Source organism: Brevibacillus fortis, assembly GCF_003013395.1.
GTDB classification, from domain to species: Bacteria; Bacillota; Bacilli; order Brevibacillales; family Brevibacillaceae; genus Brevibacillus; species Brevibacillus fortis.
The window spans coordinates 17,814-36,983 of sequence record NZ_PXZM01000001.1 but is presented as its reverse complement, the minus strand read 5'-3'; the positions used below and the strand labels follow the sequence as shown (position 1 = coordinate 36,983).

Below are 19,170 nucleotides of genomic sequence, written 5' to 3'. Positions count from 1 at the left end.
GACCTCCAAAAGATCGTTCACAATGGTAACGCGACCGACATGCCCAGTTTCAGCGAGACACTGCTCGTAAAGGAGCATTGATTCCTCGTGCTGCCCCTTTTTGGCGTGCAGAAGTTCCCGATATAATTTCTGCTACTTTGCAGGTGGTGTCACCGCCGCTTTTAGCTCTTGTACACCAATGCATCGCGCTATTTGTCAGATGAAAATAAAGCTGTAGACTGACGATTCGTCATTAAACTAACTGGCAGGATAGTTTCAAGATAGTGTAGAACAAATTTTAGAAAAGACAAGGGAGAATAATAAATTGAAGCAAGAGATAATAATTAATCTACCAATAGTAGCGGATGAAGTTCCCAAGTTGAGGGAACTGGTTGGTTGGGACGGCAGATATTCAGATTATCCAACATTATTCGAACGTTGTAACTTTTGGGCTGGTCTCAGAGATGAGGAAAATAAGCTTATAGCATTCGGCTATGTTGCCGGGATGGGGTTGCAACATGGGTACATGGAAGACATAATTGTACACCCGGAATATCAGAAAAAAGGAATTGGCGAATCCTTAGTTAGGAAATTACTGCAAGAGGCAGAACGTGTTGGGTTAGAGATTGTAACATTGACATACGATTCAAAACATACATTCTTTTATACAAGGAGTGGATTCACTCCCTGTTCTGGGGGATTATGGAGGAGGAAAGATTAAACCAACGGGACTGAAGTGACCCCATAAAGTTAGACATGTCATTTAATTAGGCGGCTGCCTGGGCATCAGTCCGGTATTGTACCGGGCTCATGCCTTTTAATTTTGCCTTAATTCGCGTGGGATCAACACATCCAGTCTATTACTTTATTTTCCTCGAACACTATTGGCCTCTAATATTATCATTTGATAGGACCTCATTAAGTTGTGAGCGTAGACGATGAATCTGGGCATCCTTAATACTTAAAGTATTTTTCATATTTTCAGCAAGTGCCTCAGCCTTTTCCGCACGTAGTCGCCAATGAAGTAAATCATCGTTTAAGCAAAGCCAATGTTCTTCTTGTAAGGCAAAACCTTGTTCTAAGGTAAGAATGCGTTCCACAAGTTCTGTCTTACTTAGGCGTAAATGGCGCTGCCTAGCTCTTGAGATGTCTCGATTCAGATCAATCGTCCGGATTTTGAATAACAATCAAACCGTTTACAGCCTCCCTTCGTTTCCTTTAATATACCGGGAAAATTTATTTATGAAATGGAGGAAGAATCATGAAGAAGACCGTGTTCTTATCAACTGTACTGCTCTTTGTCATTACGACTGCCGGATTGTCAGCCTATGCAAAAGAGGATCGTAAGCCGGCATCCCAGGCGACACAAATTTCCAGCCAAAGTGATCATGTCATCCGGGTGTACGGACCGGGCGGACCACTTGGACCGATCAAGGAATCTGCTGAACGTTTTTCAACTAAAACGGGAATCAAGGTGGAAGTAACAGCCGGCCCAGAGGGCAAATGGATAGGCCAAGCAAAGCAAGATGCAGATATTATTTTCGGTGGCTCCGAGTATATGCTACAGGACTTCATCTTTAACCACCCCGAAATGATCGACACGAAATCACGAACGCAGCTTTACCCGCGTGCTGCAGGAATATTGGTGAGGAAAGGAAATCCTAAGAAGATTGAAAGCCTAGAGGATTTAACGAAAAAGGGAGTAAACATAATCGATGTGAATGGGGCTGGCCAGCTTGGTCTGTGGGAAGACCAGGCAGGCAGAAAAGGGCTGATCGAAGGCATTTCCCAAAATATAAACCTTTCTGTAAAGTCGAGTGCCGAAGCCATTGAACAATGGAAATCGAATTCCAGCATGGACGCCTGGATTACCTATGAATCATGGCATTACCGGCTCCAGGATGTGACTGACTTGGTCGAACTGCCCGAAGAGGAAAAACTCTATCGTGGAACGCCGATTGCCCTGACGAAAATCACCGATCAGAAAAAAGAGGCGCAGCAATTTATTGAATATTTAAAAACAGAAGAGTCTCACCAAATCTTTCGAAAATGGGGCTGGAAGTAAGGACGAGCCTTACATCTAAACAACGGGGAGGAATATACATGAAAAAAGGAATTTATATCCTTGCGATACTATCCATTCTTTTTGTTTTGGCTGCCTGCGGCAAAAGCACTGACGAAAAAATAGAGACGAATCAACCCGCTCAAGCCCCAGCGGAGAGCCTCCAGCTTTTGGAGAATGAGAAAGCTGGAAAGTACCTGGCGGATCCAAAGGGAAGAGCTCTGTATTACTTTAAAAAGGACGAAGCAGGAAAAAGCAATTGCAGCGGAGACTGTCTGGCAAACTGGCCAGCATTTACCCAGGAGGATTTCGCCGTCCCTGAAGGTTTTGACAAAAAGGATTTCGCTACGATCACAAGAGAAGACAACGGGGTGAAGCAGGTCACGTATAAAGGCTTTCCTCTCTATTATTTTGCAAAAGACACGCAAAAAGGGGATGTAAGCGGACAAGGAGTAAAAGATGTATGGTTTGTCGTAAACAGCGAGACAGAATTTAAATAAGCCTACCCAGGGAACGATCAGTCGCGGTCGTTCCCATCCTTACTTTTACAATAGTACGGCAATATATTTTTATCCAATAACAGGGAGTGCCACATGAAAGAAAAACACGATGCGGAATTAATGAGATTGGTAAACGAAAAACACCGTCACGCATTAGATGAACTTTATGATCGATATATAAAGCTTGTTTACGGCTTTGTTATGAAGTTTTGCAATGGGAATGAGGATAAGACGAAAGAGATTGTTCAGTTGGTCTTTTTGCGGCTATGGACAACAAACAGCCATTACGATCCCGATCAAGGCAGCTTTGTCAATTGGCTCCTCACGATTACCCGCAATATTTGCATTGACTACCTCCGCAAAGAGAAACGGCATACACGACACCATCAAGAGAAACTTGAAGAGATCGCCGACCCTGCCAATGCAATCGAGCAACGAGTAAATACGAATGATATCGCGATGGCGAAAAACAAATTGCCGACGGCGCAAAGAAAATTAATCGATTTGCTTTATTGGAAAGGGTATTCTCTATCAGAGATCGCCAAGCTGGAACAAGAGCCGCTCGGCACGATTAAAAGCAGGCTTCACCAGGCTCTTAAAGGATTGAGGAAGCATCTGGAACTGGAGGATATAAAATGAGAAGAGATTGTGAGCATTTAATTCCATATATAGCAAATGAGCTCAAGGAGAGCGAACACATGGCCTTTGTTGAACATTTAAAGAATTGTACGGAGTGTAAGAAAGAATATCAGGAATTGTCCCAGGCTTGGCATGCTTTGCCGTTTGATTATACCGAAATCGAGGTGCCTGAATCGCTAAAAGGCGAGGTACTGGGGTTTGTTTTTGATCACAAAAGGAAAAGTGGTACGGAAACATTTATGGCTAAGATGAGCAAGCTTGCCATGATACTCAAGAGCCAGTTCACTCCAGTTTCAGCCAGCATCGTGGCCGTTTTGTTGCTCGCGATTACTGGCCTTGGAATAGCGAATGTGCAGGAAAACAATCGCCATGCCGAAAATATACCTATTGAAATTTTAACAGCCATTCGCTTGAAAGCAGCCAATCAAAGCCACCCGGGAGCAAACGGCATCGCCTATATTGTCCAGCAGGGATCAGAGAAAAATTTGGTGGTGCAGGTTAACGAATTTCCCGACGTCGAAGGTTCACAGGTATACCAGGTTTGGCTGCTGAAAGACGGCAAGAGGGAAAATGGCGGCATATTCAAGCCGGACGAAAATGGATTCGGATTACTGACCTATCAGCTCGCCGCAGGGCAGACTTTTGATCAAATCGGCATCACCGTCGAACCGGACGTCAACAGCAGCCAGCCAAGGGGACAAAAAATCGCCGGGTCATAGATGGTAACGGGATTACATCGCAAAAACCTTGCAACGAGCAAGAATCAACACAAAATGAAAAGGCTTGAGTCCAGTACAATACCGAACTCAAACCTTATATGTGGCTTAATTACTGTGCCCTGACTGTTTTTTATATCAATTCCTATCACATAGACGGTACCTTTCTTCCGCTAGGCTGTTTTACAGTTTTTCGGTATAGCAGTTGTTTTCTCTGGAAGTGGTTGTTCCCGATCAGAGCAAGGATCACGAGCAAGGTGCCGCACAATTCGTAACGGCTGATCTCATAACCTTGAAACGCCATCATGGCAAAAGTCGTGATCGGAACCAGGTTGATAAACAAAATGCCGTTGAGCGGAGTGAGCAGCTTGATGCCTGCATTCCAGCTCAAAAGAGCTACAAAGCCGGGTAAAAGAATCATGAACGCCATTTCGAACTTGATGGACATCACAGTTTCGACGGTAGGAACCGGAAGCCATTCAAAGAGTGAGGAGACCGTGACAATCACGAAATTAACGCCTGTTCCTAAGAGACACGTCAACGTGGAGTAGCGAAGCGTAGACCACGTGTTAAAACGCCCGCCGCCGATCGAATAGACGACCCAACCCACAACACCGATGAAAATGAAGAACAACGGGATCAAATGCTCACTTGCTGTAGTAAAGAAGGTAAGATTGCCATTGGTAATAACAAGGACAGCACCGACCAAAGCTACGAGAATCGTTGCCAACGTATAGTACGGCGGCAGCTTTCTAGTGGTAATGGACAAAAGTACAATCGAGATCATCGGCATGAGCACTTCCATAATGGACGCTGCAATCGTGCCTGGCTCTCCCATCAAATCCTGCCCGAGAAATACCCCCATATTATAGACGGTGAACGCCATGGTTCCAAAAAACAGCAGAGACTTCCCGCGCCCCTCCAAACGAAAAGCAGACAAGCCTTCTTTTGCCCAGAGCAAACCGCACAAAATGATCGTTACGAAAAAATAGCGAAGAAATGAGAAGTAAAATGGATCGATCTCTTGCAGCGCGATGTGCGCTACCGGAAACATCGCCCCCCATGACATACTGGCGACCATGCAGAAAATAGACCCCAAAAGTAGTTGCTTGTTCATTATGCGATTTCTCCCTTTCAATACAAAGCTGACTTACCACATCATACTGGATGAAAATATGTTAGTATAATGATTGATAATAACTTTATGTATCATTTTCAATGATGGATAAAATGAGGTGAGAGAAAAGTGGAGATCAATGATTTGAAAATATTCCAGATGGTAGCCACTTTGGGCAGCGTGAGCAAGACCGCAGCCGAGCTGAGCTATGTTCAGTCGAATGTAACGGCGCGGATCAAGCTGCTGGAAAAAGAGCTGGGAACGCCTTTGTTTTATCGCAACAAGCGAGGAATGACCTTAAATACAGAAGGGAAGCGCCTGCTCGAGTATTCGCGAGAAATCATCGCCAAGTTCGAAGAAATGCAAAATTATTTTCATCGGGCGTCTGAGCCGTCCGGGGTGCTGGAAGTCGGGATGGTCGAGACCATCAATGCCCTTCCAGGGCTGTTATCCTCGTATTGCAGCCAGTATCCGCATGTCGATCTGTCACTCAAGGCAGGGGTGACGGAGAATTTGCTGCAAAAAGTGCTGGATCTCGCGCTGGATGGCGCGTTCGTAAGTGGGCCGATCAACCATCCTTTAATTGAGCAGGAGCAAGTGTTTCAAGAGGAGTTGGTGTTGGTAACGAAAAACAGTTCCTTCACTGCCAGTGATATCACAGGGAAAGCTCTTTTGCTCTACAAAAAGGGCTGCGGGTATCGTGAGCGGTTAGAGACCTGGATGAAGGTAGAGGGCTTGATTCCGAAAAAAGTGATGGAATTCGGAACGTTCGAGACGATTATCGGGGGCGTAGCAGCGGGGATCGGCATTACCATTTTGCCGAAGTCGGCAGTGCATCACTTGGTCGAGAGCGGAGCGGTTCATATTCATTGCATCCCGGAGCCTTATCATGAGGTAACAACCGTTTTTATTCGCCGAAAAGATTCATTTATAACGAGCACGATGCAAGCGTTTCTGGACGAAATCCGTTTGCAGAAAATGAAAGCGTAAGTGCTGCAATTTCCTCCTTCCATCGATGTGAAAAATATGGTAAATTTTATTTCAGAACAAGCGTTCTATATCTGGCGGTGCATATGAAGGAGGGAGCGGCTCTACTGATGGACAGGTATACTGAAATTGACGAAGTGATCGCTTATATCCATCGACATTTAGATGAGCCTTTACCACTTTCCCGGTTGGCGAATCATGTTGCGTATAGCCAGTATCATTTTGCGCGGATTTTTAAAGAAAGAATCGGTCTCCCCCCGCTTTATTACGTATCGACCATGCGCCTCCAAAGGGCAAAGGATTTACTGCTACGCACGAACATGAGTGTTCGCGACATTGGTCTGGAAATTGGCCAGCAGAGCTTGGGGACGTTCTCTACCCGTTTTACGGAGCGTGTCGGGGTGTCGCCTAGCGAATTTCGAGAAACGGCCCAGCTAGCCGAAGATCGTCTCCGTTCCTTACAGCAGTTGACAGAGTGGACTCGGTTGCATCCTGCCCCCGAGCGACCGATGACCATTGCAGGGACAATCGAGTCCACCGAGCCTTTTCAAGGTGTCATTTTGATTGGATTGTTTGCCAAGCCGATTCCAGAAGGTCTTCCTTTGTACGGAACATTGCTACCCTCACAAGGCAATTTTTGTTTTACCAATGTCAAGCCGGGCACGTATTACTTGATGGCGACATCAGTTGCCTGGGGCATGCAGGCGATGGATTTTCTCTTGCCGTACGAGACATTGCGCACACGTTCCAAGAAACCAATCATTGTCACACCAACTACGATCGTCCCTCATCAGCAAGTTACTCTCCATGTGCCTCATCCGGACGACCCTCCTATTTTGATATCTCTTTCTTTGCTCATGAACAGATTCATTCAGCGGCTTCCTCAATAGTCCCAGGATAGAAAAAATGGCGGCTTACGCATAATAAGGCTGCCTTTTTTGCTATGTTCCCGACTAGATTGGAGCTTCTTGGGAAAGCCTACTATCACAATAGTCGAACTTTTTTCCGTGAGCAGGATATTGGACGAAAAAGCGAAATGATAACTAGGCGCGAATATCAGGCGCAAACGAAAGGAAAGCAGGGAACGAGAATGTCAAAGCCTTACAAAAAAGTTTTTTGGGCAGCCGGTTTTGGCTGGATGTTCGATGCCATGGATGTTGCACTTTTATCTTTTATTATGGTGGCATTACGACAGGAATGGGGTTTGACAGGGGAAGAGGCCGGGCTTTTAGGGACGGGCAATCTCGTCGGCATGGCGATTGGGGCTATTGCAGGGGGCTACTTGGCTGACCGGATTGGCCGCAAGCCAGTATTTTTGCTGACCTTGGTCTTGTTTGGCTTGGCGAGTTTTGCGAGCGCTTTCGCAACTGGTTTTGCAACCATGCTGCTGTTCCGCTTCCTGATGGGACTCGGTTTGGGAGCAGAGTTGCCGGTAGCCTCGACGTTGGTAAACGAGTTTGCACCGCCGGAGAAGCGAGGAAGTACGGTTGTGCTGTTGGAGAGTTTTTGGGCGGTCGGTTGGATCGCGGCAGCCGTCATAGCGTATTTCATCATTCCGGACTATGGCTGGCGCGTGGCTGTCATGATCGGGGCATTGCCCGTTGTGTACGCCTGGTTCGCCCGGAGCAGCATTCCTGAATCTCCGCAGTTTCAAAAGCAGGCCGAGAAGATTCCTGTTGGAACGCTGTTGACGTCCCATCGCACAGAGACGATTACACTGTGGGTTGTCTGGTTTGCAATTGCTTTCTCGTACTACGGCATGTTTTTATGGATGCCATCTGTTTTGGTCGACAAAGGCTTTACGATGATCAAAAGCTTCCAGTACGTACTGATCATGACATTGGCCCAACTGCCAGGATATTTCGCGGCAGCCTATCTCGTGGAAAAATGGGGACGGAAATGGACGCTGGCGACCTTCTTGTTCATGACTGGTGTGATGGCCTTCGCTTTTGGACAAAGCAGTGGCACGATAGAGCTGTTGGTGACGGGAGCATTCTTGTCCTTCTTCAACCTGGGGGCTTGGGGTGCTTTGTACGCGTACACGCCGGAAAACTATCCGACACCGTTGCGCGCTACCGGTTCTGGAATGGCATCCGGTGTCGGAAGAATCGGCAGCATTATCGCACCGTATCTCGTCGGTTACTACTCGTCGCATCATTACAGCTACACGTTCATTTTTAGTGTATTTACCGCGGTGCTGATCGTGGGAGCAATCGTCCTGCTCGTGTACGGACGAGAAACGAAAGTCCTTGCTAATTCGGGACCTCGTACAGGCCAAGTATAGCACGCGCCTGCTCAATGACCTCACGTTTCAATTCTTGGGGCTCCAACACTTGGATGTGTGGGCCGAAGCTGAGAATCAGCGAGCATGCTGATGCCAGTGTATGAAATTCAACTTCTGCTTCTATCCAGCCGTCTATTGCGGCTTGGGTGGAAGCTATTTTTAAATAGCGCTCCTGTTTTACGGCTGGAAAGGTCTCTTTATCAATCCGCAACCGCGCTGGATATCGCGGGAGGCTGGATTTGAAGTCGAGTGTGGATTGCTCCCAGTATCGTGCGAGGTCGAAATCGCTTGGGCGGATAAAGCCATCATCTAGCAGGTGTGCATCCAAAAGTCGTGAAATCCGGTACGTTCGCATGTCCTCGTCCACCTGGGCGACCAAATACCAGATGCTTCGCTTGGCTACGAGTCCGAGTGGGCAGACAATGCGCTCTACGGCCACATCCTCGCGCATGTAACAAATGAACAGCTTGCGTGAAAGCCATACCGCATCTTGAACAGCAGACAGGAACGGAAAAGTTTCGGTCGATTCATGCCAGCCAGCCCCATCGATATGAAGCAGCTGGCGTACGTGGATGGCATCCTGCTGAACGGTTTTTGGCAGCGCCGATAGCAGCTTGAAAAAAGCCGCTTCATAGTTTTCATGCAGCCCGAGATCATTCAACAAGGCAGCAGGGGAGGCTACGAGCAGTGATTGCAGCTCATCTATTTTCATTCCGGTCAAATTACTGCGATATCCTTCTGCCAAAGCCCAGCCCCCATCTGCACCGCGCAGCGCATAGACGGGAACGCCTGACGCACTCAAGGCTTCCATATCACGGTGAACGGTTCGCTCGGATACCTCTAGCCTTTCTGCTAATTGCTTGGACGTCATGCGACCGTGGTTTTGCAAGAGCAACAAGATCGTAAGGAGTCGATCTGCCCGCATAAAAAGCCCTCCTAGAAGTAAAAACAAAATGACTTTGATTGTATCTTAACGAATATGACAACGGTTGTCATATTTACTTCGTTATTCTTGATGTATGAATCGATAAAGGAGGCATAACGAATGAAGCCATTACAAGGAAAAGTAGCGGTGGTAGCGGGGGGCACAAGAGGAGCAGGACGGGGGATTGCTGTCAGTCTCGGCGAAGCAGGGGCGACAGTATATGTAACCGGACGCACAGTACGTGGTCAGCACTCTGATATGGCGCGACAGGAGACGATCGAAGAGACAGCAGAGCTCGTGACGGCAAGTGGTGGAGTCGGAATCGCTGTGCGAGTCGATCATACGCAGGAAGAAGAGGTAAAAGCATTCTTTGAGCGAGTAAAAGCGGAACAAAATGGACAAATCGATCTTTTGGTTAATGACATCTGGGGTGGAGATCCGTTGACCCATTGGGGGACGCCGTTCTGGGAGCAGCCATTGGCGGATGGCCTCTTAATGCAAGAGCGTGCCATTCGTACGCATATGATCACCAGTCACTATGCGGTTCCGCTCATGGTGGCACAGAAAAAAGGACTGATCATCGAGATTACAGATGGAATCGACTATCGGTACCGCGGTAATCTGTACTACAGCTTGGCAAAAATCTCGACGATTCATCTAGCTGCGTCGATGGCAGAGGACCTGCGCCCACACGGGGTTACTGCGTTGGCTTTAACACCGGGCTTCCTACGCTCGGAAGCAATGCTCGAGCATTTCGGCGTGACAGAAGAGACATGGAGAGAGGCAGTGAAGCAAGATAAGCACTTCATCATGTCGGAAACACCTGCGTACATCGGGCGAGCAGTAGTTGCGCTGGCTTCAGACCCGGCTGTCGCAGAAAAAACGGGGAAAACGTTCAGTACATGGGGTCTTTCGGACGAGTACCCATTCACGGATAGGGACGGTAGCCGCCCGCATTGGGGTAATTACGCCGAGGAACAAGGGTTTTACCGCTAGTTTCAGGAAACATACAAAACGGCTCCTCAGATTCATTCGAGGAGCCGTTTCTTACATGGCATGGTAAGGCAGTTATGCCAACGGCTGCGTATTCTTCTTTTTTACAAACCAGCTTTTCACATTGCCATTCAAAATCAGATGGGTGATCACCCCCGCAATCAATCCCCAGAAAGCAGCGCCAATCCCGCCAATGGAAATACCGGAAATCGTGACGAGAAACGTAACCAGGGCGCTTTCCCGTTCCTTTGCTTCGCTCATCGCCTGCGCGAGGCTAGAACTGAGCGAGGCAAACAGAGCCAAGCCAGCAATGACGGCAATCAATTCTTTGGGCAAGGCAGCGAACACCGAAGCCATCGTAGCACCAAACATCCCGAAGATTAAGTAAAAGCCCCCGCATGCAATCCCGGCTATGTAGCGCTTGGTATGATCCGGATGAGCTTCTTTTCCCGTGCAAATGGCAGCTGTAATCGCTGCAAGATTGATGCCTGGTGAACCAAAAGGAGCGAGCAATAGCGAAGCGATGCCAGTAGTCGTTACGAGCGGTCCAGGAGGTGTATCGTACCCGTCTGCTTTTAATACGCTAATTCCTGGTGCGTTCTGAGAAGCAAGCGCGACGATGCACAATGGAATCCCCAAGCCGATGAGCGCATCGAGAGAAAACGTCGGCATCGTAAAGACGGGCTGGACGAGGGACATCTGGACATTGTCCATTTGCAAACGCCCCAAAAGAAAGGCGACAACCAAGCCGACCAAAAGCGTAAGCACGACAGCATACCGTGGAGACCAGCGTTTGGCGAACAGGTAGCAAAAGATCATCGGAAGAGCCAATGCAGGCAGGTGCTGCATGGAAACAAAGACGTCTACGCCAAAAGACAAAAGAATCCCCGCGAGCATGGCGGTCGTAATCGACTGCGGGACGTATTTCATCAAGACGGAAAAGAACCCGGAAACACCCACGAGCGTGATGACTACGGCCGAGAAAATATAAGCGCCAATCGCGTCAGGGAAGGAGTATACCGTTAAGCTGGTGACTAACAGAACTGCCCCTGGCGTCGACCATGCTGTGATGATCGGGGTGCGAAACCAGATACTGAGCACAATACACGTCAAGCCGCTCCCAATCGAGATGGCCCAAATCCAAGAGGCGAGGACAGCGTCGCTGAGTCCGGCACCCTTGGCAGCTTGAAAGACGATCAGCAATGGTCCTGCATAGGAGACCATCGTGGCGATGAGTCCAACGATAACAGCGGATAGAGAGAAGTCAGCAGGGATTTTTTTAAGGGTCGAGAAAGGTTTTTCGGGAACCACGACTTGAATGCCTCCTAGATGCGCCAATGCAGACGTTATGCTTTTTCGTTCAAGATATAGCGGATCGTCCGTTTGGTGATGTTTAATTTTTTGCTTAAAAGCTGTCTGTTTCCATTCGTTTCGGTCAAGCCCTCGCTCTTTTCATAGCCGAACAGCTCACTTTCCAGTAAGGATTCCGGCACTGCTCCGCAGTTAAAAGCCACAAAAGGCTGCTGGGCGCGATTGCTTGCTCCGTGGAGAAAACGGGCCATCAGCTCCTTGCCTGTACCCGTTTCGCCCTCAATGAGTACATGGATCGCCTTTTTTGCTAATTTTTTGGCAATTGCGGTCACATTGGCCATCGGACTGTCAGATGAATACACGATACCATATTGGGCGGCTTCTTGGGATAGGTGATCGCTGTGTTTGTTAGAAGAGGACAGCACCGAGTAAATGACCTGCTCCAGACTGTCCAGATCGTCGAACGGCTTCTCCAAGTAATCGCGCGCGCCCCATTGCATCGCTGTCACAGCCGATTTAATCGTACTGTAGCCCGTCATGATCAAGACTTCGCAGGCGGGAAATACGGCCTTGATCTGTTTGAGCAGCGACAATCCGTCGGCATCAGGCAGCTTCAGGTCCACGAGTGCAGCGTGAAAGCGGGTAGAATCCGAGTGAAGCAGCCGTTCCACGTCCTTGCCAGAATTGGCGACGACGATATGGCAGTCTTTTTTCTTGAGAAAATAGGTGAAAAAGGTAGTTACTTCTGTTTCATCATCCACGATTAATATCCGTTTTTTCTCCATCGTTGTCCTCCTCGTCAGCTAACAGTGGCAAAAGCATCGTAAACTTGCTGTACTCTCCCTCCACGCTCTCGGCAAACAGCTTCCCGCCATGCGCTTCTGCAATTCCAAGACTGACGGAAAGCCCGAGACCAGTCCCTTTTGTCCGTCCCTTCGTCGAGAAGAAGGGCTGAAAAATCTGCGAAAGCTGTTCGGCACAAATCCCGATACCATTATCGTAAACGGACAAGCCTACGTAAGCGCTATGCTCCTCTTGTACGAGGAAGGAACGGATGACAATGTGTGGAGAGTCGCTGCCTGCCACAGCGTCCCGTGCATTTAACAGGAGATTGATCACAATTTGCTCGATTTGATGACGACTTCCATGAAACAGCAGGGGAGGTTCGGACATTTCCCGGGTTATGGTCAAGCCAGAAACAGACAACTGGTAGCCAATCAGTCCCAGTACGTCTTCTACCACTTCGTCGATAGAGGTTGTAGAAAACAAGTACTCTTCCTGCCGCGAGAAGGTGAGCAGGTTTTGAATGATCTTTTTGCAGCGAACCCCGCATTGATAGATGTCTTTCATCAAGGGAGCCTCTGGGGCATCTGTCATTTCGCGCATGAGCAATTGCGAATTGCCGAGGATGGCCGTGAGTGGACTGTTCAGCTCATGGGCAATGCCAGCAGCCATCTCGCCAATCGCCGCCATTTTTGCGGATTGAATCAGTTGGGCTTCGATTTTGATCTTTTCATTCACGTCTTGAAAAAGCAGGCTGTTTTCTACGACGACACCGACATGGCTGGCGACGAGCTGGATCAATTCGGCTTCGTCCCGATCTGCTAGCTGCTTGGTTTGGCGTAAGAGCGTCAGAAAACCAAAGGTCTGATTCAACTGACTGCGCAGCGGAACAGAGGTGGAGTGATACTCAGGCAGCACTTCGGCAAGGGTAAGATGAACCTGCCTGGTGAGCACAGGGGATTCGACTGAAACGGTCTGTGTCAGCGTATGGCATTGCCAACCCCCGTCACCCCACTTGGCGAGATAGGAGGAAAGTATGCCTCCCTTCACGATGGTCAGGGCAAAATGCTCGAACACGAGAATTTGCGAGAGCTGTGCGGCGATATAACTCGTCGTTTGCGGCCATGTGGCGTTGATCTGGATTTGTGTCAGCTGGTTAATGACGGCGAGCTGCTTGTTTTTCTTTTTCATCTCCTCGATGAGATAGACGAGCTCACTGTAATAGCTTTTTCGCGAGGATTGAATCCCGGTCAATTTTTCCAAAATCTCTTGTTTGGTATGCATGGTGAACCTCCTACAAGGCTTGGCGAAACAACGTGGCGACATCGTGGACAGTCATGTCGCGGGGATTGGTTGTCATGCACACGTCCAGCACAGCGAGCGAACTGAGCAGGTCGATTTGCCCTGGATGCAGCCCGATGGCCGACAACGATTGGGGCACCTCCAAATCGCTTACCAGCTCCTTGACCGCTTTGAGTGTGAGACGAGAGGCGGCATGGGCGCTCAATCCCGCCGTGTTTTCACCGAGGCAGTCTGCGATTTGCCTGTATTTTTCTGGAGCCGCGATGTAGTTGTACTCGAGCACATGGGGAAGCAGGATGGCATTCACCTCGCCATGCGGAGCGTCGAGGAATCCCCCGAGCTGATGGGACATGGCATGTACAGCACCGAGTATGGCGTTGGAAAAAGCGATTCCGGCTTGAAGACTCGCCATGGCCATCGCTTGCTTGGCCTCTGTATTGTATTGACTGGCGACGGAAGGGCGCAGATGTTGGGCGATGAGACGAATAGCTTGCAGCGAATGAACCTCGGTAAGTGGCGTCGCGGCAAGCGAAATATACGATTCAATGGCATGAGTCAGCACATCCATGCCTGTATTGGCAGTGAGGAGCTTGTCCTTGGTCATCAAGGTTTGCGGGTCGATGATAGCGATATCGGGTATGAGCGATTTGGAGATGATCGCCATTTTTACTTTGCGCGTACTGTCCACAATAATGGAAAATTGCGACACCTCCGATCCGGAGCCGGCTGTCGTCGGTACCATCACCATGGGAGGAAGAGGATGCTGGATATTGTCGACGCCTTCGTATTGGACGATGCTGCCCTCGTTGGTAGCCAACAGCGCGATGGCCTTGGCTGCATCGATGGCACTGCCTCCGCCGACACCGAGAATGGCATTGCATTCCTTGGCGCGATATTCGGCAATCCCGGCATGAATCTCGTAATCTTTCGGATTGGCTGTCACGTTGGTCCATAGATGGTAGTCGAGCCGTTGCTGCTGCAAATAACAGATGATCCGCTCGACCCAGCCAGCGTTTGCGACTCCCGGATCACTGACAAGAAAGACGCGAGAGGCTCCCAATCTGCGCAAGCTTTCCCCTACCTGGCCAAGAGACTGGTTCCCGAAAATGATTTCCGGCGTCATGAACTTGGATATTTGCATGCGTTCTCCCCCTTTTTCCACTACGTAGTAATACCGCAGGCAAGGAAGAATACCCTTTTTCGGCCAAAAGGTTGGCAAGTGGGCCGTTTTTTCGGCTCATGTGCCGCAATATCGGCTGCGTGGATGAAAGGAAGCGGCATGATAACTGGTTTTTTAAACGTTTTCATATTGGCATACTGCTTGCAACTAGTAGGAGGCGGGAAGAACACCTGCCCTTTACGTACATGCCTGAAGGGGAAAAAGAGGAGGAAGGTCAAGATGAAAGCAGCAGTAGTCAACGAGTTCCATCAAAAGCTGGAAGTAAAGGAAGTTGCCATTCCAGAGGTCGGACACGGTGAGGTTCTGGTGAAAATCAAAACGTGCGGTGTCTGCCATACGGACCTGCATGCGGCACATGGGGATTGGCCTGTGAAGCCAAAGCTGCCTTTGATTCCTGGACATGAAGGCGTAGGTGTTGTCGAAAAGCTGGGGGAGGGCGTTACCTCACTGAAAATTGGTGATCGGGTAGGAATTCCGTGGCTATTCTCCGCTTGCGGCGAATGTGACTACTGCCTGACAGGATGGGAGACGCTGTGCTTGCAGCAGTTAAACGGGGGCTATTCTGCTGACGGTGCTTATGCCGAATATTGCGTAGCGCCTGCTGCTTACGTAGCGCGCATTCCAGACGAATTGGGCGATGTAGAAGCAGCACCGATCCTGTGCGCAGGAGTGACCACTTATAAAGCGTTGAAGGTAGCAAACGTGAAGCCGGGTGAGTGGGTCGCGATCTACGGCATCGGTGGCTTGGGACATGTGGCTCTCCAATATGCCAAGGCGATGGGCTACAACGTCGTAGCGGTCGATATTCACAAGGAAAAGCTGGACTTGGCAAAAGAACTAGGGGCAGATGTTACAGTAAACGGCAGTGAGGTTGATCCCGTACAAGCTATTCAAGAGCAGGTGGGCGGTGTCCACGGGGCGATCAGCGTAGCAGTTACCAAGAAGGCGTTTGAACAAGCCTACAAATCCATTCGACGCGGCGGTTCGCTTGTCGTTGTTGGCTTGCCGAATGCAGAGCTGCCCATCCCGATTTTTGACACGGTGTTGAATGGCGTGACGGTAAAAGGCTCCATCGTGGGGACGCGCAAGGATATGCAAGAAGCGCTTGATTTTGCTGCACGTGGCAAGGTTCGCGCAATTATTGAGACGCAGCCGCTGGATCAGATCAACGATGTACTGGAGCGTTTGGAAAAAGGTCAAATCAATGGCCGGGTTGTTTTGACGATGGAGTAGTTGAAGGATACGTGAAGCTGTTGTCGGGCTATGCTTTTCTTGAGCATGGTCTGGGCGACAGCTTTTTGGTTTATGTGTAGGAAAGTAGCTGTTGTGGGGGAAGAAGTGAATTTCCAGTCTACGCTTCGGCCTACGCCCTGCAAGGGGGGAAGACTGTCCGCTTTGGAATAAATGGCGGGAGCGCTTCAAACGTAGAAATTTCGATGAGGTAAATCATAAGTGAAGCTGAAAACCCCCGCCATTTATTCCAAAGCTAGGATGGGCTCCAGAGGCGCTTGGACTGGAAATTCACTTCTTCCTACGTAGCTTTTGGTTCATCATTGATAGTGTATCTAGGAGCGAGAAAGATTTACTCGGCCCCTATATTCCTCAAAAGAATAGCATACTCAATAAAGAAACACTTTCATTTTAGTAGAAAAGGTGTAATCTATTTAAAAATGATTCAAAACGATTATAACATCTGTGGTTTATTGTGCTATTATATCCATAAAAAGGAATCATCAGGAGGGTGTATTTGCTGTGATTTCAGAGGGAAAAACCTTTGGGGGCATATTACGAGCATATCGAAATAGAGCAAACTTAACACTGACTGAGTTATCGGAAAGAACAGGTGTAGCTTCTGGAACCATTAGTAAGATAGAGTCCGATACACTTACTTTACCAAATATGCAGCATATAATGAAACTGGCAAAAGTACTGGATATTTCACTTTATACGGCTATCGTACCATACTTATATAACATTAAGCGAGAAGCGACACTTCGGCTTCTATTAGAGGCTGTCATGGAACAGAAGAATGTGGTTCTTACCCAAAAAGTAGCTTTGCAATTGCTTAATTGTCCCAAAAGCAATACATTTCTATCTTTAGACTATCTGTATCAAACCGCAGGGACTGAAGGGAATGAAGAACTGCGCTTGGCTCTTTATGACGTGATCTCTGACTACTCACGTGAGCATGGAATTCCTTTGTATCTGGCAAGATCGCTTTTCCAACGATATATGATTCGACGTGAAAATCTTAGTCAGCTGGATCAAACCTATGTAGAGGGCAAGGAGCTATTACACTACACGTCCTATCTGCATGTAAATGAGCGAATTTTGGCCTACTATAAATTTTCCTTCCATGCATTACGTCTTGGATTCTACTCAGATTGTATTCATCTGTGTAAACAAGGACTTGAAATCGACAATAGTCAGAGTGAGCAAAAAGCAGCAGCGATCCTTGCGATCATCATTTCCTATTTTGAGTTGGAAGACTACACATTGGGACATTTTTATCTGGAGAGATACGAAATGTTCGATTATCCCGAAGTACATAAACATGCCCGACATATTCGGGGGAAACTATACGGAAAGACGGGGAAATTTGATAAGGCCATTCCGGTATTACAAGAGTGTCTGGCGCAACAAACACAAGATGACAAGATTGTGATAGCGAATGATTTGTTGGAGATTTATATACAGGTAGGGGAAGTAGAGAAAATCCGTGATCTATTTTTGGCAGAAGCCTCTATCCTGCCAAAGAATCTAACTACTCCGAATCAATACAATCAATTGGGTCTGTATTTTCGAACGAAGGGCATCTTTTGCATTCAAAAAAATGAGGTAGATCTAGGAGTCGATAGTCTTGTAGAAAGCGTGAATTACTATCGCGCAATCAATGAAATAAAACATGCAGACAAGAGTCTTAGCGCTCTTTTTGAATTCTACTTGTCACAGAAAAAAAATCTTCCAATTGATATACTCCATAAATTGTCAAATGTGTATAATGGAAGTAATCATAGTATCAAACAGGAGGTATAGGTCATGAAGAAATGGATATTGTCTTTGTGTATGTTAACTGCCTTCATTACATTACCAGTTTTAGTAGAACAACAACCAGCCAAGCAAACAAATCTGATTATCCAATATGGCTGGCCGGAGCCTTGGTAAGCGTCTCATAAGTGTCGAGGGCTTGTTGATGCAGAAGCAATAAACAGAAAAATGCCATCAATGCCCTCCACTTGGAGGGCATTTGTTATTTTTCATACACGAAGAAATCCAAAGCTGTACAGAAGTCCTGTCACATGCTTGGAAGGAGACCGCCCGAACGAAGTGAGGAAAAAGGCGACTGGAAAGCATGTGGCAGGGCTTCCACCTGACCACAACAGTCAGAAGACAACATTTTCACTTGAGTATTTGGTTATAATTAATTATAACTAGTTATATATAGTTATAATTGGTATGGGGGTAGCGGGTGCTGATGGTGACGACGACGATGGTCAATTCGCAAAAATTATGGATGGTGGTTAAGCGGATGGAGCCGCATTTGATCCGCAATCAGGCCAATATGGAGAAGCTTTTGAAAATGCTGATGATCCATGATGTCGCCTCCATGTCTGCAAAACGAGAAACGATCCCGGAGCAGAAAGGCTCCTCCTTTCGCGGGCTGCGAATAGACGATGTTTCGAACAGCGATATCAAAGAGCTGTGGAGCGAGTTCGAAAGCAATGAGACGTATGAAGCGAAAGTCGCCCATGCCATTATTCGTCTGATCGACCAAATCGAAATGTAGATGACTACCATATGCTGTGTCCCATGCGGGCAGGCTATGGTAGTTTTTTTGCTTTCGCACACAATGGGCGCATGTGCCATAGGCTGGTGGTAGCTTTTTGCTGAGGTGATACACATGAGACGCCCGGATAATCAGCCAGATTTTATCGGTGCCCTTCTAAGTATGGTCCTTGGAGTCGTCATATCGTTCGAGGCCTATCGTCTGGAGACATTTTCGACGTCCTTGTACGTAGGGGATCACACACTGCCTGCGATTCTCGGCTTATTGCTTTTCATGCTGGGAGGTGTGCTGCTGGTCCAATCATTCCGTGTGACCGAGGATGCCGCTTCGCCAAATCCCGGACCACTTGTTCCTGGAAAGAGGCTGCGTCTGCTGCTTTGTTTTTTATTCCTGTTGTTGTATGTTTGGCTGCTCGGCGCGATCGGCTACACAATGGCTACCCTCTTTGTTTCCTTTGTCTTTTTTATTTTGATCGGCAGTTACCGGTGGCGTACGTCCGTTGTGTATTCCGTTCTTTTGACAGGGGGTCTGTATGTGGTGTTCATCTACTCACTACATATCACACTGCCTGGCGGAGATTTGTTTTAGAGCGCGTACTTTTGGGA

At 48.1% G+C, this 19,170-nt stretch carries 21 protein-coding genes and 1 pseudogene; 14 read left to right on the top strand and 8 right to left on the bottom strand.

From position 1 onward, the window contains the following. Nucleotides 1–304 precede the first annotated feature (304 nt). On the top strand, nt 305–700 hold the full coding sequence (locus C7R93_RS00200; protein ID WP_106836929.1) for a GNAT family N-acetyltransferase: 396 nt from the start codon (nt 305–307) through the stop codon (nt 698–700). A 160-nt stretch (nt 701–860) separates the two neighbouring features. Here the strand turns inward: C7R93_RS00200 and C7R93_RS00195 are convergent, their stop codons facing one another. Beyond that, nucleotides 861–1,079 carry a hypothetical protein gene (locus C7R93_RS00195; protein ID WP_146142400.1) on the bottom strand — a complete coding sequence of 73 codons (219 nt, stop codon included), beginning with the start codon at nt 1,077–1,079 and terminating at the stop codon, nt 861–863. A gap of 161 nt (nt 1,080–1,240) precedes the next feature. Here C7R93_RS00195 and C7R93_RS00190 point away from each other — a divergent pair, with 161 nt between their 5' ends. From C7R93_RS00190 to C7R93_RS00175, 4 genes are all read left to right on the top strand, one after another. Continuing rightward, entirely contained in the window at nt 1,241–2,044 is an 804-nt protein-coding gene (locus C7R93_RS00190) for an extracellular solute-binding protein (protein WP_106836927.1), read from the top strand. A gap of 38 nt (nt 2,045–2,082) precedes the next feature. After that, nucleotides 2,083–2,541, top strand: a complete 459-nt coding sequence (locus tag C7R93_RS00185) for a hypothetical protein (RefSeq protein WP_106836926.1) — start codon at nt 2,083–2,085, stop codon at nt 2,539–2,541. A gap of 93 nt (nt 2,542–2,634) precedes the next feature. Further along, nucleotides 2,635–3,180, top strand: a complete 546-nt coding sequence (locus C7R93_RS00180; RefSeq protein ID WP_106836925.1) for an RNA polymerase sigma factor — start codon at nt 2,635–2,637, stop codon at nt 3,178–3,180. A gap of 59 nt (nt 3,181–3,239) precedes the next feature. After that, the gene (locus C7R93_RS00175) at nt 3,240–3,899 is read left to right on the top strand and encodes an anti-sigma factor (protein ID WP_244191403.1); all 660 of its coding nucleotides are present in this window, start codon (nt 3,240–3,242) and stop codon (nt 3,897–3,899) included. 145 nt (nt 3,900–4,044) lie between these two features. Here C7R93_RS00175 and C7R93_RS00170 read toward each other — a convergent pair whose 3' ends face one another. Next, on the bottom strand, nt 4,045–5,013 hold the full coding sequence (locus C7R93_RS00170; RefSeq protein ID WP_106836923.1) for a DMT family transporter: 969 nt from the start codon (nt 5,011–5,013) through the stop codon (nt 4,045–4,047). A 129-nt stretch (nt 5,014–5,142) separates the two neighbouring features. Between C7R93_RS00170 and C7R93_RS00165 the strand changes: the two genes are divergently transcribed. The 3 genes from C7R93_RS00165 to C7R93_RS00155 all read left to right on the top strand — a co-directional run bounded on the left by C7R93_RS00165 (nt 5,143) and on the right by C7R93_RS00155 (nt 8,284). Beyond that, entirely contained in the window at nt 5,143–6,003 is an 861-nt protein-coding gene (locus C7R93_RS00165; RefSeq protein WP_106836922.1) for a LysR family transcriptional regulator, read from the top strand. Nucleotides 6,004–6,110: 107 nt separating this feature from the next. After that, nucleotides 6,111–6,890 (top strand): helix-turn-helix domain-containing protein, encoded by a 780-nt coding sequence (locus C7R93_RS00160; protein WP_106836921.1) that lies wholly within the window; start codon nt 6,111–6,113, stop codon nt 6,888–6,890. Between the two features lie 200 nt (nt 6,891–7,090). Continuing rightward, nucleotides 7,091–8,284, top strand: coding sequence for an MFS transporter (locus tag C7R93_RS00155; protein WP_106836920.1), 1,194 nt, complete (start codon nt 7,091–7,093; stop codon nt 8,282–8,284). Here C7R93_RS00155 and C7R93_RS00150 read toward each other — a convergent pair. Beyond that, nucleotides 8,253–9,209, bottom strand: coding sequence for a helix-turn-helix transcriptional regulator (locus C7R93_RS00150; protein WP_106836919.1), 957 nt, complete (start codon nt 9,207–9,209; stop codon nt 8,253–8,255). The genes C7R93_RS00155 and C7R93_RS00150 overlap by 32 nt on opposite strands. A gap of 120 nt (nt 9,210–9,329) precedes the next feature. On the opposite strand from C7R93_RS00150, the gene C7R93_RS00145 reads away from it, so the two are divergent. Continuing rightward, entirely contained in the window at nt 9,330–10,205 is an 876-nt protein-coding gene (locus C7R93_RS00145) for an SDR family oxidoreductase (RefSeq protein WP_106836918.1), read from the top strand. Nucleotides 10,206–10,277: 72 nt separating this feature from the next. On the opposite strand, the gene C7R93_RS00140 is transcribed toward C7R93_RS00145, so the two are convergent. The 5 genes and pseudogenes from C7R93_RS00140 to C7R93_RS29990 all read right to left on the bottom strand — a co-directional run bounded on the left by C7R93_RS00140 (nt 10,278) and on the right by C7R93_RS29990 (nt 14,906). Further along, entirely contained in the window at nt 10,278–11,513 is a 1,236-nt protein-coding gene (locus C7R93_RS00140) for a benzoate/H(+) symporter BenE family transporter (RefSeq protein ID WP_106836917.1), read from the bottom strand. 137 nt (nt 11,514–11,650) lie between these two features. After that, nucleotides 11,651–12,298: pseudogene (locus C7R93_RS00135) on the bottom strand (sigma-54-dependent transcriptional regulator); the annotation flags it as partial. After that, nucleotides 12,267–13,580: a sensor histidine kinase gene (locus tag C7R93_RS00130; RefSeq protein WP_106836916.1), complete on the bottom strand. Its 1,314-nt coding sequence runs from the start codon at nt 13,578–13,580 to the stop codon at nt 12,267–12,269. The gene C7R93_RS00130 and the pseudogene C7R93_RS00135, both read right to left, overlap by 32 nt. Nucleotides 13,581–13,590: 10 nt before the next feature. After that, nucleotides 13,591–14,739 (bottom strand): iron-containing alcohol dehydrogenase, encoded by a 1,149-nt coding sequence (locus tag C7R93_RS00125; protein ID WP_106836915.1) that lies wholly within the window; start codon nt 14,737–14,739, stop codon nt 13,591–13,593. Between the two features lie 20 nt (nt 14,740–14,759). Beyond that, nucleotides 14,760–14,906 (bottom strand): hypothetical protein, encoded by a 147-nt coding sequence (locus tag C7R93_RS29990; RefSeq protein WP_158264000.1) that lies wholly within the window; start codon nt 14,904–14,906, stop codon nt 14,760–14,762. Nucleotides 14,907–14,997: 91 nt separating this feature from the next. Between C7R93_RS29990 and adhP the strand changes: the two genes are divergently transcribed. The 5 genes from adhP (at nt 14,998) to C7R93_RS00105 (ending at nt 19,153) form a co-directional block, all read left to right on the top strand. After that, nucleotides 14,998–16,011 (top strand): alcohol dehydrogenase AdhP, encoded by a 1,014-nt coding sequence (gene adhP / locus C7R93_RS00120; RefSeq protein ID WP_106836914.1) that lies wholly within the window; start codon nt 14,998–15,000, stop codon nt 16,009–16,011. 519 nt (nt 16,012–16,530) lie between these two features. After that, the gene (locus C7R93_RS00115; RefSeq protein WP_106836913.1) at nt 16,531–17,814 is read left to right on the top strand and encodes a helix-turn-helix domain-containing protein; all 1,284 of its coding nucleotides are present in this window, start codon (nt 16,531–16,533) and stop codon (nt 17,812–17,814) included. Between the two features lie 3 nt (nt 17,815–17,817). Further along, on the top strand, nt 17,818–17,943 hold the full coding sequence (locus tag C7R93_RS30905; RefSeq protein WP_279629434.1) for a hypothetical protein: 126 nt from the start codon (nt 17,818–17,820) through the stop codon (nt 17,941–17,943). A 304-nt stretch (nt 17,944–18,247) separates the two neighbouring features. After that, a complete protein-coding gene (locus C7R93_RS00110) occupies nt 18,248–18,565 on the top strand; it encodes an HD domain-containing protein (protein WP_106836912.1) in 318 nt (105 codons plus the stop codon). Between the two features lie 114 nt (nt 18,566–18,679). Continuing rightward, the gene (locus C7R93_RS00105) at nt 18,680–19,153 is read left to right on the top strand and encodes a tripartite tricarboxylate transporter TctB family protein (RefSeq protein ID WP_106836911.1); all 474 of its coding nucleotides are present in this window, start codon (nt 18,680–18,682) and stop codon (nt 19,151–19,153) included. The last annotated feature ends 17 nt before the right edge of the window (nt 19,154–19,170 follow it).

What these genes read in the sequence shown, in the direction of transcription:
- C7R93_RS00190 (WP_106836927.1), top strand. Translation starts at nt 1,241, where the DNA reads ATGAAGAAGACCGTGTTCTTATCAACTGTACTGCTCTTTGTCATTACG.
- C7R93_RS00185 (WP_106836926.1), top strand. Translation starts at nt 2,083, where the DNA reads ATGAAAAAAGGAATTTATATCCTTGCGATACTATCCATTCTTTTTGTT.
- C7R93_RS00180 (WP_106836925.1), top strand. Translation starts at nt 2,635, where the DNA reads ATGAAAGAAAAACACGATGCGGAATTAATGAGATTGGTAAACGAAAAA.
- C7R93_RS00175 (WP_244191403.1), top strand. Translation starts at nt 3,240, where the DNA reads ATGGCCTTTGTTGAACATTTAAAGAATTGTACGGAGTGTAAGAAAGAA.
- C7R93_RS00170 (WP_106836923.1), bottom strand. Translation starts at nt 5,013, where the DNA reads ATGAACAAGCAACTACTTTTGGGGTCTATTTTCTGCATGGTCGCCAGT.
- C7R93_RS00160 (WP_106836921.1), top strand. Translation starts at nt 6,111, where the DNA reads ATGGACAGGTATACTGAAATTGACGAAGTGATCGCTTATATCCATCGA.
- C7R93_RS00155 (WP_106836920.1), top strand. Translation starts at nt 7,091, where the DNA reads ATGTCAAAGCCTTACAAAAAAGTTTTTTGGGCAGCCGGTTTTGGCTGG.
- C7R93_RS00150 (WP_106836919.1), bottom strand. Translation starts at nt 9,209, where the DNA reads ATGCGGGCAGATCGACTCCTTACGATCTTGTTGCTCTTGCAAAACCAC.
- C7R93_RS00145 (WP_106836918.1), top strand. Translation starts at nt 9,330, where the DNA reads ATGAAGCCATTACAAGGAAAAGTAGCGGTGGTAGCGGGGGGCACAAGA.
- C7R93_RS00130 (WP_106836916.1), bottom strand. Translation starts at nt 13,580, where the DNA reads ATGCATACCAAACAAGAGATTTTGGAAAAATTGACCGGGATTCAATCC.
- C7R93_RS00125 (WP_106836915.1), bottom strand. Translation starts at nt 14,739, where the DNA reads ATGCAAATATCCAAGTTCATGACGCCGGAAATCATTTTCGGGAACCAG.
- C7R93_RS29990 (WP_158264000.1), bottom strand. Translation starts at nt 14,906, where the DNA reads ATGAAAACGTTTAAAAAACCAGTTATCATGCCGCTTCCTTTCATCCAC.
- adhP (WP_106836914.1), top strand. Translation starts at nt 14,998, where the DNA reads ATGAAAGCAGCAGTAGTCAACGAGTTCCATCAAAAGCTGGAAGTAAAG.
- C7R93_RS30905 (WP_279629434.1), top strand. Translation starts at nt 17,818, where the DNA reads ATGAAGAAATGGATATTGTCTTTGTGTATGTTAACTGCCTTCATTACA.
- C7R93_RS00105 (WP_106836911.1), top strand. Translation starts at nt 18,680, where the DNA reads ATGAGACGCCCGGATAATCAGCCAGATTTTATCGGTGCCCTTCTAAGT.